The sequence below is a fragment of the Actinoplanes sp. NPDC000266 genome (assembly GCF_042899005.1).
Taxonomy (GTDB): domain Bacteria; phylum Actinomycetota; class Actinomycetes; order Mycobacteriales; family Micromonosporaceae; genus Actinoplanes.
Genome location: NZ_JBIAZI010000011.1, coordinates 1 through 14,612 on the forward strand (window position 1 = coordinate 1; position 14,612 = coordinate 14,612).

Annotated in this window: 17 protein-coding genes and 1 pseudogene; 13 read left to right on the forward strand and 5 right to left on the reverse strand. The window is 70.8% G+C overall.

Annotated features, from left to right (window positions below; genetic code table 11):
• The 4 genes and pseudogenes from ACFY36_RS37455 to ACFY36_RS37470 form a co-directional block, all read left to right on the forward strand.
• Nucleotides 1–114 (forward strand): annotated as a pseudogene (locus tag ACFY36_RS37455) (cobalamin biosynthesis protein CbiM); the annotation flags it as partial.
• Complete coding sequence (locus ACFY36_RS37460) at nucleotides 111–476, forward strand: PDGLE domain-containing protein (protein WP_499750637.1); 366 nt, start codon at nucleotides 111–113, stop codon at nucleotides 474–476. The pseudogene ACFY36_RS37455 and the gene ACFY36_RS37460, both read left to right, overlap by 4 nt.
• Before the next feature lie 36 nt (nucleotides 477–512).
• On the forward strand, nucleotides 513–1,628 hold the full coding sequence (nicT, locus tag ACFY36_RS37465) for a Nickel transporter NicT (RefSeq protein WP_499750638.1): 1,116 nt from the start codon (nucleotides 513–515) through the stop codon (nucleotides 1,626–1,628).
• Nucleotides 1,629–1,793: 165 nt separating this feature from the next.
• Nucleotides 1,794–2,138 (forward strand): hypothetical protein, encoded by a 345-nt coding sequence (locus tag ACFY36_RS37470; RefSeq protein WP_499750639.1) that lies wholly within the window; start codon nucleotides 1,794–1,796, stop codon nucleotides 2,136–2,138.
• Nucleotides 2,139–2,338: 200 nt separating this feature from the next.
• Here the strand turns inward: ACFY36_RS37470 and ACFY36_RS37475 are convergent, their stop codons facing one another.
• From ACFY36_RS37475 to ACFY36_RS37485, 3 genes are all read right to left on the reverse strand, one after another.
• Nucleotides 2,339–2,818: a DUF1877 family protein gene (locus tag ACFY36_RS37475; protein WP_499750640.1), complete on the reverse strand. Its 480-nt coding sequence runs from the start codon at nucleotides 2,816–2,818 to the stop codon at nucleotides 2,339–2,341.
• Between the two features lie 125 nt (nucleotides 2,819–2,943).
• Nucleotides 2,944–3,642 carry a hypothetical protein gene (locus tag ACFY36_RS37480; RefSeq protein WP_499750641.1) on the reverse strand — a complete coding sequence of 233 codons (699 nt, stop codon included), beginning with the start codon at nucleotides 3,640–3,642 and terminating at the stop codon, nucleotides 2,944–2,946.
• Nucleotides 3,642–4,316 (reverse strand): RNA polymerase sigma factor, encoded by a 675-nt coding sequence (locus tag ACFY36_RS37485; RefSeq protein ID WP_499750642.1) that lies wholly within the window; start codon nucleotides 4,314–4,316, stop codon nucleotides 3,642–3,644. The genes ACFY36_RS37480 and ACFY36_RS37485 overlap by 1 nt, the downstream gene beginning before the upstream one ends.
• A gap of 159 nt (nucleotides 4,317–4,475) precedes the next feature.
• On the opposite strand from ACFY36_RS37485, the gene ACFY36_RS37490 reads away from it, so the two are divergent.
• The 4 genes from ACFY36_RS37490 to ACFY36_RS37505 are packed head-to-tail and all read left to right on the forward strand — an operon-like array spanning nucleotide 4,476 to nucleotide 7,538.
• Nucleotides 4,476–4,883: a TOBE domain-containing protein gene (locus ACFY36_RS37490; protein ID WP_499750643.1), complete on the forward strand. Its 408-nt coding sequence runs from the start codon at nucleotides 4,476–4,478 to the stop codon at nucleotides 4,881–4,883.
• Nucleotides 4,880–5,686 (forward strand): molybdate ABC transporter substrate-binding protein, encoded by an 807-nt coding sequence (gene modA, locus ACFY36_RS37495; RefSeq protein WP_499750644.1) that lies wholly within the window; start codon nucleotides 4,880–4,882, stop codon nucleotides 5,684–5,686. Before ACFY36_RS37490 ends, modA begins: the two co-directional genes overlap by 4 nt.
• 5 nt (nucleotides 5,687–5,691) lie before the next feature.
• Nucleotides 5,692–6,498 (forward strand): ABC transporter permease, encoded by an 807-nt coding sequence (locus ACFY36_RS37500; protein ID WP_499750645.1) that lies wholly within the window; start codon nucleotides 5,692–5,694, stop codon nucleotides 6,496–6,498.
• The gene (locus ACFY36_RS37505; RefSeq protein WP_499750646.1) at nucleotides 6,495–7,538 is read left to right on the forward strand and encodes an ABC transporter ATP-binding protein; all 1,044 of its coding nucleotides are present in this window, start codon (nucleotides 6,495–6,497) and stop codon (nucleotides 7,536–7,538) included. Before ACFY36_RS37500 ends, ACFY36_RS37505 begins: the two co-directional genes overlap by 4 nt.
• Here ACFY36_RS37505 and ACFY36_RS37510 read toward each other — a convergent pair.
• Nucleotides 7,491–8,345 carry a helix-turn-helix transcriptional regulator gene (locus ACFY36_RS37510; RefSeq protein ID WP_499750647.1) on the reverse strand — a complete coding sequence of 285 codons (855 nt, stop codon included), beginning with the start codon at nucleotides 8,343–8,345 and terminating at the stop codon, nucleotides 7,491–7,493. The genes ACFY36_RS37505 and ACFY36_RS37510 overlap by 48 nt on opposite strands.
• A 103-nt stretch (nucleotides 8,346–8,448) precedes the next feature.
• Here ACFY36_RS37510 and ACFY36_RS37515 point away from each other — a divergent pair, with 103 nt between their 5' ends.
• The 4 genes from ACFY36_RS37515 to ACFY36_RS37530 all read left to right on the forward strand — a co-directional run bounded on the left by ACFY36_RS37515 (nucleotide 8,449) and on the right by ACFY36_RS37530 (nucleotide 12,522).
• Nucleotides 8,449–9,378, forward strand: coding sequence for an aldo/keto reductase (locus tag ACFY36_RS37515; protein ID WP_499750648.1), 930 nt, complete (start codon nucleotides 8,449–8,451; stop codon nucleotides 9,376–9,378).
• Between the two features lie 50 nt (nucleotides 9,379–9,428).
• The gene (locus ACFY36_RS37520; protein WP_499750649.1) at nucleotides 9,429–10,472 is read left to right on the forward strand and encodes a hypothetical protein; all 1,044 of its coding nucleotides are present in this window, start codon (nucleotides 9,429–9,431) and stop codon (nucleotides 10,470–10,472) included.
• Between the two features lie 126 nt (nucleotides 10,473–10,598).
• Nucleotides 10,599–11,213, forward strand: coding sequence for a hypothetical protein (locus tag ACFY36_RS37525; RefSeq protein ID WP_499750650.1), 615 nt, complete (start codon nucleotides 10,599–10,601; stop codon nucleotides 11,211–11,213).
• A gap of 58 nt (nucleotides 11,214–11,271) precedes the next feature.
• Nucleotides 11,272–12,522: an SGNH/GDSL hydrolase family protein gene (locus ACFY36_RS37530; protein ID WP_499750651.1), complete on the forward strand. Its 1,251-nt coding sequence runs from the start codon at nucleotides 11,272–11,274 to the stop codon at nucleotides 12,520–12,522.
• Here ACFY36_RS37530 and ACFY36_RS37535 read toward each other — a convergent pair.
• Nucleotides 12,500–13,534: a LacI family DNA-binding transcriptional regulator gene (locus ACFY36_RS37535; RefSeq protein ID WP_499750652.1), complete on the reverse strand. Its 1,035-nt coding sequence runs from the start codon at nucleotides 13,532–13,534 to the stop codon at nucleotides 12,500–12,502. The two genes, ACFY36_RS37530 and ACFY36_RS37535, sit on opposite strands and share 23 nt — an antisense overlap.
• A 180-nt stretch (nucleotides 13,535–13,714) precedes the next feature.
• Here ACFY36_RS37535 and ACFY36_RS37540 point away from each other — a divergent pair, with 180 nt between their 5' ends.
• Entirely contained in the window at nucleotides 13,715–14,611 is an 897-nt protein-coding gene (locus tag ACFY36_RS37540) for a nucleoside hydrolase (RefSeq protein ID WP_499750653.1), read from the forward strand.
• The last annotated feature ends 1 nt before the right edge of the window (nucleotide 14,612 follow it).

Here is a 14,612-nt window from a genome sequence, read left to right on the forward strand (position 1 = left end):
GGCATCGGCGAGGGCATCATCGCCGCCACCACGGTCGCCACGGTCGCCCGCGTCCGCCCCGATCTCGTCTACGCCCTGCGGCGCTTCCGCAAGCCCGTGGAGGCCGAGGCATGAGAAAGCGACTCTTCCTGGCTACCGGCCTCCTGGTTGCCCTGCTGCTCGCCGGCGTGGCCAGCAGCTTCGCCTCCGGCAGCCCCGACGGCCTCGACCACACCGCCCGCGAGGGCTGCACCTTCGACGCCGACGGCGAGATCACCGGCGGCACCTGCATGGCCCAGCAGGAAGGACAGCACCAGCTCGCCGACAGCCCGTTGGCCGACTACGGCATCGAAGGCATCGACAACGAATATCTGTCGACCGGCTTTTCGGGCGTGCTGGGCGTCCTGATCACCTTCGCGATCGGCGGCGGTGTGTTCTTCCGCATGTCACCTGGCCGCTATCGCCAGAGTGTTGCAACTGAAGATCAACGGACATAGCGTCACGGCTGGCGGTCCACCTGAAAGAAGAACCACATGAGCACCAACACCAGCGGGTTCGCCCGCTTCCGGCAGAGCCTCACGGCGCGGGACCGGCGTTCCCTGTACGGCATGGCCGGCTTCATCGTCCTGCTGCACGTCGCCGGCTTCGGCATCCTGTTCGGCCTGGTCGTCCCGAAACACTTCCACCTCGGCGGGGTCCATCCGGTCTTCACCGTCGGTGTCGGCGTCCTCGCCTACACGTTCGGGCTGCGCCACGCCTTCGACGCCGACCACATCGCCGCGGTCGACAACACCACCCGCAAGCTCATGCAGGAGAACACCGGCCGCAAGCCCCTGTCCGTGGGCTTCTGGTTCTCCCTCGGGCACTCCACGATCGTCTTCGGGCTCGCGTTCCTGCTCTCGGCCGGCGTGAAGGCCCTGGCCGGGCAGGTCGAGGACGACGGCAGCGCCCTGCACTCGGTCACCGGCGTCATCGGCGCGTCCGTGTCCGGCGTGTTCCTGTGGATCCTCGGCATCCTCAACCTGGTCGTCCTGTTCGGCGTGATCAAGGTCTTCCGCGAGCTCAAGCAGGGCCGTTACGACGAGCAGGCCCTCGAGGACCAGCTCAACAAGCGCGGCTTCATGAACAGGTTCCTCGGCGGCCTGACCAAGTCGGTGCGCAAGCCGTGGCACATCTACCCGATCGGCGTGCTGTTCGGCCTCGGCTTCGACACCGCCACCGAGGTCGGCCTGCTCGTGCTGGCCGGCGGCGCGGCGGCGTTCAACCTGCCGTTCTACTCGATCCTGGTCCTGCCGATCCTGTTCGCGGCGGCCATGTGCCTGATGGACACCATCGACGGCGTCTTCATGAACGCCGCCTACGGCTGGGCCTTCGCCAAGCCGGTCCGCAAGGTCTTCTACAACATCACCATCACGTCGATCTCCGTGGCGGTGGCCCTGATCATCGGCACCATCGAGCTGATCGGCGTCCTCGACGACCAGGCGCACATCACCACCGGCCCGCTGGCCGCGATCGGCTCCATCCCGCTCGACTACGCCGGCTACGGCATCGTCGGCCTGTTCGTCGTGTCGTGGATCGCCGCCATCGCGATCTGGCGCTTCGGCCGCATCGAGGAACGCTGGTCGGCGAACATCAAGCCCGCCGAATAAGCCAGACCGGTCACGACCCTCACCTCACCGCACCGGGCGCAGTGACCGGACACCACCATCGGCTCCGCGTCGAATCCGGCCGCCGCCGCCTCGCCCACCAGGACGGCGGCCGCCCGGTCGGACAGCACCACCGTGCGGCCGCACCGCCGGCAGAGCAGGCGCCCGATGCACGGTGGTCAGGTCGATGCGTACGCCCTCGCCCTCCAGACGCCGATGCACCTCGGCCGCGGTCGGACAGTCCGCAAGCACCACGCGGCGTACGTCAAAGGCAGCAACGACACCCTCGACCAGCTCGCCGAGGCCCGCGACAAGGGCGACTACTCGGCGCTGGTCGGCCTGGAGAAGACCCTCGCGTTCAACCTCTCCGGGCACGTCCTGCACTCGATGTTCTGGAACAACCTGCGACCGGGCAGCAGCGCCGACCGTCCCGAAGGCGACCTCGAGGCCGCCATCACCGAGCGTTTCGACGCCGCCCGCGCCGCCGGAAACCCGATCATCGTCGCACCGTGACCGCATTCCTGCTCGCGCTCGAGGAGCTCCAGCCGATCTACCGGCAATGCTTCTCGGCGCGAACTGATGGTCGCACCCACCCACCGGCGCCACGGCTTGGGCCGCGCACTGCTCGAACGCTTCGTCGCGGGCCACCCCCGCGCCTGGCTGGCCCACCCACCCCGAGGCGGAGGCCGTCGCGTCCTGGCGCGATCGTGGCCTCAGACGTAGGTGCGCTTGGCGACTGCCTGGCCGGCCTTGGCGGCGGCGGTGTAGAAGCCTTGCAGATCCTCCAGATGCTGCCGGATCCCGGCCAGGAGCGCGTCGGGCAGGGCGCCGCCGGCCCGCTCCGTCAACTGGGGGCGGTGCTGCTCGATCAGGGCCTCAGGATCGATGTCGCCCAGGTAAGCGGCGGCGACCGCGGTTTTCTCCACGTCGAGCACGATGATCATGTCCTGGTCGGCCGGGCCGACCCGGGCGAGCGGGTCGCCGCCCAGCACCACCAGGCCGGCCAGGGCGCCGGACGTGTGCCGGTCGCCGGTGAGCGCCAGGTCGACGAACGCCCACTCCCGGCCGAGGCGGCACAGCAGACCGGCTTCGGCCTCGTTGTCCGTCGCCGCGCCGAACCCGGACTCCAAGTGCTCCGGCCCGCGGGCGACGTCCTCGGGCGACACCCGCCTCATCAGCACGGCAATGGCCACGTGGTCTCCTCCTGAAGTGAACGCGGCCACAAACGGTAGGAGGCCTCACCGCGGTAATCAACGGTGAGCAATATCAAACGCCCGTACGAGGTTTTGGAGTAACAAAAACAGCGGCTGGAACGCTTTTACTTGTTCCTTCCTGGATGCGGGCTCGGTGACGCCTCGGCTACGCCGGCGCAGTAGTCCGCCACGTTCTCCTTGCCGCCGGCCGCGGCGATCAGGTCCCGCCGGTCCCGACCGTTCATCGGGTGCCCGCCGTCGGCGTCGATCTGCCAGGCCGTACACCAGGCAACCCGGTCCGCCGCCACGGCCGAAGCGGAAGGCGAACTGGAAGGCGAAGAAGTGGAAGGCGAAGGCGAAGGGGACGGCGAAGGGGATGGCGTCGGCTGGGGACTGGACGTTGCCGGCGGTGACGTGGGAGCCGACGCCGGACGGGTGGAAGCCGTAGGGGCCGAGGTCGGGATCTCAACCGGAGTCCCGATCGGCGGCGGCACGCCCAAGCCCGAGAACAGGCGGTGCGCCTGCCGTTGCGCGTCGCCCGGCAGGCTGCCGGTGCGGGCCGCCACCGCGGTGCCCCCGGCGCCCAGCACGAGCACTGCCGTCGCGACACCGACGATGACTGCTCGTGGCCGGCCGGTGCGTTTGCGGGCGGCCACGGCGCGGCGGCGTTCGGCGGCCATGGCGGCCGCCATCTGCTGCTCGCCGCTCATCTCGGCCCTGGTGGCCGGGGCCCGGACGGCGTCGAGCAGGTGGTCCAGTCCCGGGTTCCCGGTCCGGCCGCCCTGGGCGACCCGGTCCGCCTCGTCGGGTCCGCGCATCGGCATCACACCTCCTCGGCCGCGGTTGGCCGCGGGATCTCGGCCGCGGTTGGCCGCAGGGCCTCAGTGGCGGTGGGCCGCGGGGCCTCAGTGGCGGTGGGCCGCGGGGTTTCAGTGGCGGTGGGCCGCGGGGTTTCGGTCGCGCGGTCGCGGACCTCTGGGTCGGCGGCCAGCCGGCGCAGCCCGCGCATGGTCGCGACCCGTACCGCGCCGCGGCGTTTGCCCAGCACCTTGGCGGTGGCGGCGACGTCGAGACCGGCGACCACCCGCAGCATCACGGCCTCGGCCTGATCGCCGGGAAGCGACGCGATCCGCTCGACGGCCCAGTCGATCTCCGCGCCTTCGATCATCTCGGTGGCGGCGTCGCGCGACAGCGAGCCGTCGTCGACCGTCGCGGCCGGCTCCTCGCGGCGGCGGCCGGCCCGGCGCCTCTCGTCGATGCCGCGGTGCCGGGCGATGCGGAACAGCCAGGCCCGGAACTCGTCCGGGACGCCGGAGAACCGGTCGAGGTCGCGGGCCGCCTGCAGCCAGGTCTCGGACGCCACGTCCTCGGCCGCGTCGCCGGCCACCACCCGCAGATAACGCAGGACGGCAGGGTTCAGCGCGCGCCAGAGCACGGCGAAACCCCGTTCGTCACCGGCCCGCGCCGCGATGAGCGCGCCGGCCAGCTCGTCGTCCATCAGTCGATCCCCCAGCAGAACAGACGAGCAGGTTACCGGGGACGGCCGACGTACACCAACCTGGACAGCGTCTGCGGCCTTCTTCCGATAATTCTCATCGCAGACGCGTGGACACATCGCCGCTATCGGTTGCAGATGCCAGGCGATAAGGTGATCGCCGTGACGACATTCCGTATCGGTGAAGCGGCTGAACTGCTCGGTGTCAGCGTGGACACCGTGCGCCGGTGGGTCGACGGCGGACGGCTCGTCGCGGAGCGCGACGAGCACGGCCACCGGCAGATCGACGGGGTCGAGCTGGCCGCCTTCGTGCGTGATCAGGCCGGCGCGCCCGACGCGATCGGGGAGTCGTCGGCCCGCAACCGGCTGCGCGGCATCGTGACCGCGGTCGTCAAGGACACCGTGATGGCTCAGGTGGACATTCAGGCCGGGCCGTTCCGGGTCGTGTCGCTGATGAGCCGCGAGGCGGCCGACGAGCTCGACCTGCGGGTCGGGTCCGTGGCCGTGGCCGTGATCAAGTCGACCACGGTGGTGGTGGAAGCCGTGGCACACAAGGGGAGGACCAGTTGAGGGCACTTCGCGTCGCGGCGGCCGGGCTTGCCGCGATCATCTCTTTCGGTGTCGCCGGCTGCGGTGACGACAGCAGCGGCAACAGCTCCGGCAGCGCCGCGCCCGCCAGCTCCGGCGCGTCGAATGTGACCGGCGCCGTCACCGTTTTCGCGGCGGCGTCGCTGACCGAGTCGTTCACGACGCTCGGCAAGCAGTTCGAGGCGGCGCACCCGAACACGACCGTGACGTTCAACTTCGCGGGCAGCTCGGCGCTGGCCACCCAGATCAACCAGGGCGCGCCGGCCGACGTGTTCGCCTCGGCCGCGCCGAAGAACATGACCACGGTCACCGATGCCGGCAACTCGTCGGGATCGCCGACCACCTTCGTGAAGAATCAGCTGGTGATCGCGGTCGGCAAGGGCAACCCCAAGAAGATCGGCGGTCTGGCCGATCTCGCGGACAAGGCCAACAAGGTCGCCCTGTGCGCCGAGGAGGTCCCGTGCGGCGCCGCGGCCACGAAGGCCCTCGAGGCAGCCGGGGTCAAGGTCACGCCGGTCACCTACGAGCAGGACGTCAAGGCCGCCCTGGCCAAGGTGAAGCTGGGTGAGGTCGACGCGTCGCTGGTCTACCGCACCGACGCCAAGGCCGCCGCGGCCGATGTCGACGCGGTGGAGTTCCCCGAGTCGGCCAAGGCCGTCAACGACTATCCGATCGTCCTTCTCAAGGGCGCCAGGAACGCGCCCGGCGGTCAGGCCTTCATCGACTACGTACTGTCCGCCGACGGCACCAAGGTGCTCGAGGAAGCCGGCTTCCAGGCTCCCTGATCACCATGACCGCAACCGGCGTCCGCCGCTCCTCCCGCGTGCCCCTTCCCCTGCTCCTGCCCGCCGTGCTCGGCCTGGTCTTCCTGATCCTGCCGGTGATCGGGCTGCTGGCGCGGGTGCCCTGGGCCACGCTGCCGCAACGGCTGACCGAGCCCGAGGTTCTCGAGGCGCTGCGCCTGTCGGTGGTCACCGCGACCCTGGCCACGCTGTTCTGCCTGCTGCTGGGGGTTCCGCTGGCCTGGCTGCTGGCCCGGGTCACCTTCCCGGGCCGGCGCCTGGTGCGGGCGCTCGTCACCGTGCCGCTGGTCCTGCCACCGGTCGTGGGCGGCATCGCCCTGCTGCTCGCCCTGGGCCGCCGCGGGCTGGTCGGGCAGTGGCTCGACAGCACGTTCGGCTTCTCCCTGCCCTTCACCACCGCCGGCGTGGTGGTCGCCGAGTCGTTCGTGGCGCTGCCGTTCCTGGTCATTTCCGTCGAGGGCGCGCTGCGCGGCGCCGACGTGCGTTACGAGGAGGCCGCCGCCACGCTGGGCGCGACCCGCTGGACCACCTTCACCCACGTCACCCTGCCGCTCGTGGGCCCGGGCGTCGCGGCCGGCGCCGTGCTCTGCTGGGCCCGCGCGCTCGGCGAGTTCGGCGCCACGATCACCTTCGCCGGCAACTATCCGGGCATCACGCAGACCATGCCCCTCGCGGTCTACCAGACGATGGAGAGCGGCGACCTGGAAGGCGCTGTCGTGCTCAGCCTGATCCTGCTCGCGGTCTCGGTCACCGTCCTCGCCGCGCTCCGCGACCGCTGGCTGACCGCGCCATGACCGACCGGCTTCTCGACGCGCGCCTCGTCGCCCAGCGCGGCCCGTTCCGCCTCGACATCGAGCTGGGCATCCGCTCCGGTGAGACGGTCGCCCTGCTCGGTCCCAACGGCGCCGGAAAGACCACGGCGTTGCGGACGCTCGCGGGACTGACCCCGCTCGCCGGTGGGCACCTCACGCTCGACGGCCGCGATCTGTCCCGGACGCCGCCGGAGCGGCGCCCGATCGGCGTCGTCTTCCAGGACTACCTGCTGTTCCCACATCTGACCGCCCGCGACAACGTCGCCTTCGGGCCCCGCCGGCACGGCGCCGACCGCCGCGCCGCGCACGAGATCGCCGACCGCTGGCTGGAGCGGGTCGGGCTGGCCGACTTCGCCCGCCGCAAGCCGCGGCAGCTCTCCGGCGGCCAGGCCCAGCGCGTCGCCCTGGCCCGGGCCCTGGCCGTCGACCCGCAGCTGTTGCTGCTCGACGAGCCCCTCGCCGCGCTCGACGCGCGGACCCGGCTGGAGACCCGCTCCGAGCTGCACCGTCACCTGTCCGCCCACCCGGGCGCGACGTTGCTGGTGACCCACGACCCGCTGGACGCGCTGGTGCTGGCCGACCGCCTGGTCATCGTCGAGGGCGGCCACGTCGTGCAGGAGGGCGACGCGGCGACCATCACGGCCCGGCCCCGCACCGACTACGTCGCCCAGCTCGTCGGCCTCAACCTCTACCGGGGCCACGGCTCGGGCACCACCGTCGAGCTCTCCGGCGGCTTCACCCTCACGGCCAACGAAACCGTGCACGGCCCGGCCTTCGTGGCGTTCCCGCCGGCCGCGGTGGCCCTGTTCCCCGAGCGCCCGGAGGGCAGCCCCCGCAACACCTGGCCCGCGACCTTGGCCGACATGCAACGCAACGGCGACAACCTTCGCGTACGCCTGGACGGCCCGATCAGCGTCGCCGCCGACATCACTCCCGCCGCCGCCGCCCAGCTCGGCCTCGCCCCCGGCCGGCCGCTATGGGCCGCGGTGAAAGCCACCGAGACCCGCGCCTACCCCGCCTGAGGCGAGGAGTTCGAGCCGGTCCTCGGACGCGGTGCCGGGCTCGGCGGTGTAGATGATCAGGTTGTGCACGGCCCGGCCGGACAGGGGCAGGTCGAGGTCCTGGAAGGTCAGCTCCAGGTGGCCGGCCCCGGGATGCCGTAGTCGTTTGACGCCGTCGTGGCGGATCAGCACGTCGTGCGCGGCCCACAGGCCGCGGAACTCGAGGCTTCGGGTGGACAGCTCCCCGATGAGGTCACGCAAGGCCCGGTCGCGCGGCTCGCGCGCGGCTTCGGCGCGCAGCAGGGCGGCGGTGGCACTTCCGGCGGCGTCCCAGTCGACGTAGAAGTCGCGCGCGCCCGGATCAAGGAAGACATAGCGGGCGAGGTTGGGGCCGCTGTCGAACATCGGCGCGAACAGGGCCCGGGCCAGCGGATTGGCGGCGATGACGTCCGTACGGCCGTTGCGGACGAACGCCGCGGACATCCTCATGGAGTCGAGCAGCCACTGGATACGGGGCGGGATCGCGACGTCTCCGCGACGCGACGGCCGTGACGGCCGCGAGGACCGGGCCAGGTCGAACAGGTACGTGCGCTCGTCGTCGTCCAGCCGCAGGGCGCGGGCGACCGCGTTCAGGACATCGTCGGAGACGCCGCCGATGTGACCCTTCTCCAGCCTCGTGTACCACTCCGTGCTCACGCCGGCCAGGACCGCGACCTCCTCGCGCCGCAGGCCGGCGACCCGCCGCCGGGCGCTGGTCGGCAGCCCGGCCTGCGCCGGGGTGATCCGGGCGCGCCGGCTGATGAGGAAATCCCGGATCTCGCCGCGCATGCTCCTCACCGTATCCGCTGGTCACAGCACAGAGGGGGTCGAGGTTGTACCCCCTATGAACGCGACCTTCTCCCCCTGCCGCGACCGCGGTCCTCTGGGAGGCATGACGAACAAGAAACTGGCGCTGGGCACATGGGCCTGGGGAGACAACGGCGAGGCGGGCGACGGCCAGTTCGGCAGCCGGCTCACCCCGAGCGGCCTTCGAGAGGTCGTCGAGAAGGCACAGGCCGGCGGGTTCACGCTCTGGGACACCGCGGTGGTGTACGGCATGGGCCGCGCGGAGACGGTTCTCGCCCAGGCGCTGAGGGGGTACGACCGCGGCGAGTACCAGCTGTCGACCAAGTTCACCCCGCAGGCCGCCGGCGACGGCGACAACCCGGTCGCCGACATGCTGGAACAGAGCCTCGACCGACTGCGTACGGACTACGTCGATCTGTACTGGATCCACAACCCGGCCGACGTGGCCCGCTGGACGCCGCTCCTGATCCCGCTGCTGCGGAGCGGCCGGATCCGGCATGTCGGCGTCTCCAACCACAACCTCAAGGAGATCGCTCTCGCCGATCAGATCCTCGGCGAGGCCGGATATCGGGTGGAGGCGGTCCAGAACCACTACAGCCTCCTGCACCGCGACTCCGAGCGCGCGGGCACTCTCGATCACTGCCGCGAGCACGACGTACGGTTCTTCGCCTACATGGTCCTCGAACAGGGCGCCTTGACCGGCCGGGCCCATCCGTTGCCGGAGGGCAGCACCCGGGCGGCCGCGTACAACGCCATCCTGCCCCGGTTGACGGCGCTGACGGACCGGATGGCGGCGATCGGCGAGGTCCGGGGCGCGTCCACCGCCGACGTCGCCATCGCCTGGGCCCTCGCCAAGGGAACCACCCCGATCGTCGGCGTCACCAGGGCGAGCTACATCGACGGCTTGGTCCGCGCCGGCGGCCTCGAGCTCGCCGGCGAGGAGATCGCCGAGCTCGAGGCTCTCGCCGACGCCGCGGACGTCGACACACGTGGCTGGTGGGAGCACGAGATGTAGCACCCGCGAGGTTGGACAAGGACATAGAGCGACAGCGATACTCCGTTGCCGTGAAAGAACCGAGATCGCCGTGGTGGCGCGAGGTCGACGACGCCGTCGCGCTGTTGTCCTCCATGCTGAACAGCGCCGCCGGGCGGGCCGAGCGCGACGGGCGGTACGTGCCGCCGCCGGGAGCGCCGGTCCCCCGCCGGCGCCGGCGGCCGGCCTCGCTGCGGCATATCGCCGAGGTGATCAGGACGCACCGGTTCGCGGTCGGCGTCGCCGTCGACAAGGACGACGTGGCCCGGGTGCTGGCCGCCGAGCCGCGCGCCCTCGCCGATCCCGTGCTGGTGGTGGCCGTCGTGCGGGCCTGCCATCAGATCTCGGGTCAGGAGTTCGGGCTGCCCGACGCCGCCCGGTTCGCCGCGGCGGCGGCCCGCATCACGGCGCTGACCGAGGCCGCGCGGGCCGCCGACGAGCGCGCGCCCTTCCTGGTGCCGGCGATGCGCCGCGGCGCCGAGCTCGCCGGGCCGCCCGCTCCGGGCGAGGAGGCCGATGGCCCGCGGGTGATCGACGGGCAGTTCGTCTCGCGGCGGTGGCGCTGGCCGCGCGGCTTCGGGCAGTTGGCCACCACCGCCGCCGTCGCGCTGGTGGCCGGCCTGATCGGCGCCGTGGTCGCCCTCACGTTCGCGCAGCGCGCCGACCCGGCCCCGGTCGCGGTCGCCGATCTGCCCTGCCGCGACGGCGCGAGCGGCGAGGACCTGGTCGAGTCGAGCGTGGTCAGCCCGGACGAGCAGGCCCAGGTGATCGAGCCGTTCCTGGACTTCGACGAGATGAACGGCTCGGCCCGCTACAACCGCTACGCCGGGCGCACCTACTACTGGGGGCGGGCCGGCTCCGACGACAACGTGCCCCGCTCGGGCGGCGCCCGGATCCGCTGGCAGCCCGGCGACGGGCGCTGGCGCAGCTGCCCGGTGACGCTGGCCCGCTCCGAACGTGACTACGTGCGGACGATGGCGGTGGCGACCACGATCGACGGGCGCGCCGTGCGGGTTCAGGTGTGCCTGTGGCGCGACGAGCCGTACCGGGAGAACTGCACCCAGGTCTTCTCCTGAGCCCGCCTATCTGTCTCCGGGGACAGATGAGCGCAGGCCAGGGACAGGTGACAGTTGTCAGCGAAAGCGCTCTTTCCGACCATCGATGCGAGGTCCGGTCGTACGGGATGAAAGGGTTTGACAGCCATGAGAATGCACCTGGGACGCCGCGTGGGGGCCGTGCTGGCCGCCGCCGTCGCGGTCGTCGGGCTCGCCGCCGCACCGGCCGCGGCCGAGACGAAGGCGAACTTCGGGCCGTTCAATTCGAGCACGGACTGCGGGCGTTCGGTCTATCTGAGCACGTTCGAGGTGAAGCTGTGGGCCTGCGCCCGGAAGGCCAGCGGAGCCACCAAAACCGGCATCGCCGTGCAGAACTACAGCGACAGCAGCGTCTACGTCGAGGTGTACTTCACCCGGTTCTGGAACTTCCAGAGCAGCCAGGCGAGCACGATGATCGACCAGTGGACCGGCGATCCGCTGATTTTCGGCCCGATCGGCATGCAGCTGCCGGCGAACCAGACGAAGGTGATCTACGACGACCGGTACTGGCAGGGCCTGGAGCATCTGTGCAACGAAAATGAGGGCTGCCGCTACGACGGCGCCAAGGGCTACGCCAACATCTTCACCAGTTCGGCCAACGGCGCCCGGTCGGAGCACAGCGCCTCGGCGTACTCCCCGTTGCAGTCGTCGAAGGTCCAGTGCACGGACGGGCCGACGATCACCAACTGGCCGAACACCGGAAAATGCGACCAGTACCGATGATCTAACCGGGCGGAACGACTGATACCCGGTAGTTGATCAAGGACGTACCGTGGGCTCAGTGAAGTGGTCTGGAAGTGCGAAACTCCTGGTTTCGGCCGTTCTCGTGCTCGTTGTCGTGGCAGTGGTCGTGTGGGTGCGGCGTGACACGCCGGACGACGAGCAGGGGAACGCCGGTCCGGCCGTGGCCGCGCCGGTCGACCCGAAAACCCCCTGGACCGGCACCTGGGCGACGGTCATGCAGGACGGCAAGGGCGCCGGCTTCCAAGCCGAGACGCTCCGGCAGGTGGTCCGGGCGAGCATCGGCGGCGACTCCGTCCGCGTCCGGCTCTCCAACGAGTTCAGCACCGCCCCGCTCACCGTCAGCACCGTCTATCTGGCCAAGCATCTGGGCACCGGCGAGGTCGACCCGGGCACCAATGCCCGGGTGACCTTCGGTGGCGCCGACTCGGTGACCGTCAAGGCCGGGGGGACCGCCGTGAGCGACCCGGTGGCGTACCGGCTGCCGGCCGGCAGCGACCTGGCGGTCAGCGCCTTCGTGCCGCAGCGCGTCGCGTCGGTGACCCAGCACGAGTCCGCGAACCGCGACAACTACGTGGCGGCGGGCAACCAGAGCACGAAGGCCACGCTGGCCGGCATGCGCTCGTTCTACAACTACTCCTTCCTCGCCGGCGTCGACGTCCAGAACGAGGAGGCCGAGGGCTCGGTCGTCGCCCTCGGGGCCTCGATCACCGACGGGTACGACTCGACGTGGAACGAGAATCGCGGCTGGCACGACCTGCTGGCCCGGCGGCTGGGCGGCGAGGGGCGAACCGTCGGGGTGCTCAACGCCGGCATCAGCGGCAACTCGCTCCTGCAGGACGGTGTCGGCCAGAGCGCCCTCAACCGGCTCCAGCGCGACGCGCTCGGCCAGACCGGCGTCAAGTGGGTGATCGTCGCCGATCTCGGGATCAACGACCTCGGCGGCGCCGACGCGTCCACCGGCAACCGGCTGGTCGCCGGGCTGCGGCAGATGATCCAGCGCAGCCACGCCAAGAAGATCAAGGTCGTGTGCGCGACCCTGGTGCCGTTCGCGGGCTCCGAGGGCTACAGCGGCCAGGGTGAGGCGGGCCGGAAGGTCTACAACAGCTTCGTCCGGAGCAGCGGCAGCGGCTGCGACGGGGTGGTGGACTTCGACGCCGCCGTCCGCGACCCCGCCGATCCGACCCGGTGGAACGGCAGCTTCGACCAGGGCGACCACATGCACCCCAACAACGCCGGCATGGAGGCGATCGCCAACGCGGTCGACCTCAAGGTCTTCGATCCGGCGTGAGGCGCGCGCTCGACTCGCGCGGCACCAGCCGCGGGTGGATGACCTGCCGCGCGACGCGTTCGCCGGTCGTGATGCGCTCGACGAGCATCCGGAAGCCGGCCCGTCCCAGCTCCACGAAGTCCATCCAGACGGACGTCAGGGGCGGCGCGAAATGGCGCGCGTCGGGCATGTCGTCCACCCCGGCGATCGAGTAGTCGTCCGGCGCGACCAGGCCGCGGCCTCTGAGCGCGTTCATGAAGCCCAGCGCCATCTGGTCGTTGCCGCTGAAGACGGCCGTGAAATCGCGGACGTCGGCGCCGAGGCCGACGTCGTAGCCCGACTGGGCCGACCAGTCCCCGCGCAGCACTCCAAGCGGCTCGGCGCCCGCCTCGGCCAGGGCGTCGCGATATCCGCGCTCCCGGTCCTCCGTCTCGTTGATCTCGACCGGCCCGGCGATGTGCAGGATCCGCCGGTGCCCGAGCTCGATGAGGTGCCGCGTGGCCAGGAGCGCGGCCTCGTACGAATCGACCGTCGCCGAGTCCGCGTTCGGCCAGGCGTGCCCGGACAGGATGACGACCGGCACGGTCTCCCAGACCCGCTCGAGGGTGTCCTCGATGCCCGGGTGGGGTGACGAGATGAGGATGCCGTCCACCCGGGCCGAGAGGAACCGGTCCAGGGCCTCGTGGACCTCGCCGGGCGCGCTCGCGTCGGCCGGGTCGAACTCCACCCAGCTCGTGAACAGCGCGTACCCGGCGTCGTGGGCCGCTTCGTTGAGCCCCTGAAGGATCGTCCAGGTGCCATAGACCGAAGGACCGGTCGTGAGTACGCCTATCGTCCGGGTCGCGTTCACCCGCAGGTTCCGGGCCGAGCCGTTGAACTGGTAGTTGAGCTGCGTGATGGCCGCTTCGATGCGCTCGCGCGTAGCGGCGCCGACGTACCCCTTGCCGGTGTAGTACCGGCTGACCGTCTGGGCCGACACGCCGGCCAGCCGTCCGACGTCCACCATCTTGGGACGCGGTTGTGACTCTGCCATTCAGCTCCTCCCCCGCACCGGACGAGTATCGCAAGACCAACTTCTTGTTACCGACGTGTTACACGGCGGGCCCTGGGTTATCGATAACCTACGCCAGAGGTTATCGATAACCCTCACCGCCCCGACGCCGCTAACTGAATAGATATGCCGTCCTGCATCGAAATAGCGAAGGGAGATCAGGTGGCCCTCGCATCCCGTCGCCGGGTCGTCATCAACACCGACGCCAAGAACGAGGCCGACGATCAGTTCGCGATCGTGCACGCGCTGCTCTCGCCGTCGCTCGACGTGCGCGGGCTGATCGCGGCCCACTTCGGGCGTCATCGCAGCGAGCGCAGCATGGAGGAGTCGCGCGAGGAGATCGATCTGCTCCTGCGGCTGATGGATCTCGACGGCGAGGTCACCGTGGCCGACGGCGCGGCCGGGCCGATTCCGGACGAGGCGACCCCGCGGGACAGCCCGGGCGCGCGGCTGATCATCGAGGAGAGCCGGCGGGAGGGCCCGCTCTTCGTCGCCCTCCTCGGCCCGCTCACCGACATGGCCTCGGCCATCCTGCTCGAACCGGAGATCGTGCACCGCGACGTCGTGGTGATCTGGATCGGCGGGCCCGGCTACGGCGGCGTCGAGACGTACCCCGGCCCGGAATTCAATCTCGGCAACGACATCGCCGGGGCCAACGTGGTCTTCGGCTCGGGCATCACCGTCTGGCAGGTGCCCTCGAATGTGTACTCCCAGGTCTCGGTGGGCTACGCCGAGCTCGAGGAGAAGATCGGCGGCACCTCCGGGCTCGCCGACTACCTGATCCGGCAGATGGCCGAGTGGAACGCGGCCCACCACCCGGAACCCATCGAGTCCCGTTCCCTCGGCGACTCCCCCGCGATCTCCCTGATGCTCTACCCCCGCGGTGGCCAGTTCCGCACGGTCCCCGCTCCCCGGTTCGGCCGTGAGGGCCACTACCTGCCCGGCACCGGCAACCCCATCCGGGTCGTCGAGACCGTCGACGTCCGGTTCCTGCTCGAGGACATGTTCGCCAAGATCCGCCGCTTCGGCCGGTCGGCCGAACCCCCGACAAGGAGATGAC

Bases quoted from the DNA above. Each gene is read 5' to 3' on its own strand.
- ACFY36_RS37460 (WP_499750637.1), top strand. From the start codon at position 111: ATGAGAAAGCGACTCTTCCTGGCTACCGGCCTCCTGGTTGCCCTGCTG.
- nicT (WP_499750638.1), top strand. From the start codon at position 513: ATGAGCACCAACACCAGCGGGTTCGCCCGCTTCCGGCAGAGCCTCACG.
- ACFY36_RS37470 (WP_499750639.1), top strand. From the start codon at position 1,794: ATGCACGGTGGTCAGGTCGATGCGTACGCCCTCGCCCTCCAGACGCCG.
- ACFY36_RS37480 (WP_499750641.1), bottom strand. From the start codon at position 3,642: ATGCCGATGCGCGGACCCGACGAGGCGGACCGGGTCGCCCAGGGCGGC.
- ACFY36_RS37485 (WP_499750642.1), bottom strand. From the start codon at position 4,316: ATGGACGACGAGCTGGCCGGCGCGCTCATCGCGGCGCGGGCCGGTGAC.
- ACFY36_RS37500 (WP_499750645.1), top strand. From the start codon at position 5,692: ATGACCGCAACCGGCGTCCGCCGCTCCTCCCGCGTGCCCCTTCCCCTG.
- ACFY36_RS37505 (WP_499750646.1), top strand. From the start codon at position 6,495: ATGACCGACCGGCTTCTCGACGCGCGCCTCGTCGCCCAGCGCGGCCCG.
- ACFY36_RS37510 (WP_499750647.1), bottom strand. From the start codon at position 8,345: ATGCGCGGCGAGATCCGGGATTTCCTCATCAGCCGGCGCGCCCGGATC.
- ACFY36_RS37515 (WP_499750648.1), top strand. From the start codon at position 8,449: ATGACGAACAAGAAACTGGCGCTGGGCACATGGGCCTGGGGAGACAAC.
- ACFY36_RS37525 (WP_499750650.1), top strand. From the start codon at position 10,599: ATGAGAATGCACCTGGGACGCCGCGTGGGGGCCGTGCTGGCCGCCGCC.
- ACFY36_RS37535 (WP_499750652.1), bottom strand. From the start codon at position 13,534: ATGGCAGAGTCACAACCGCGTCCCAAGATGGTGGACGTCGGACGGCTG.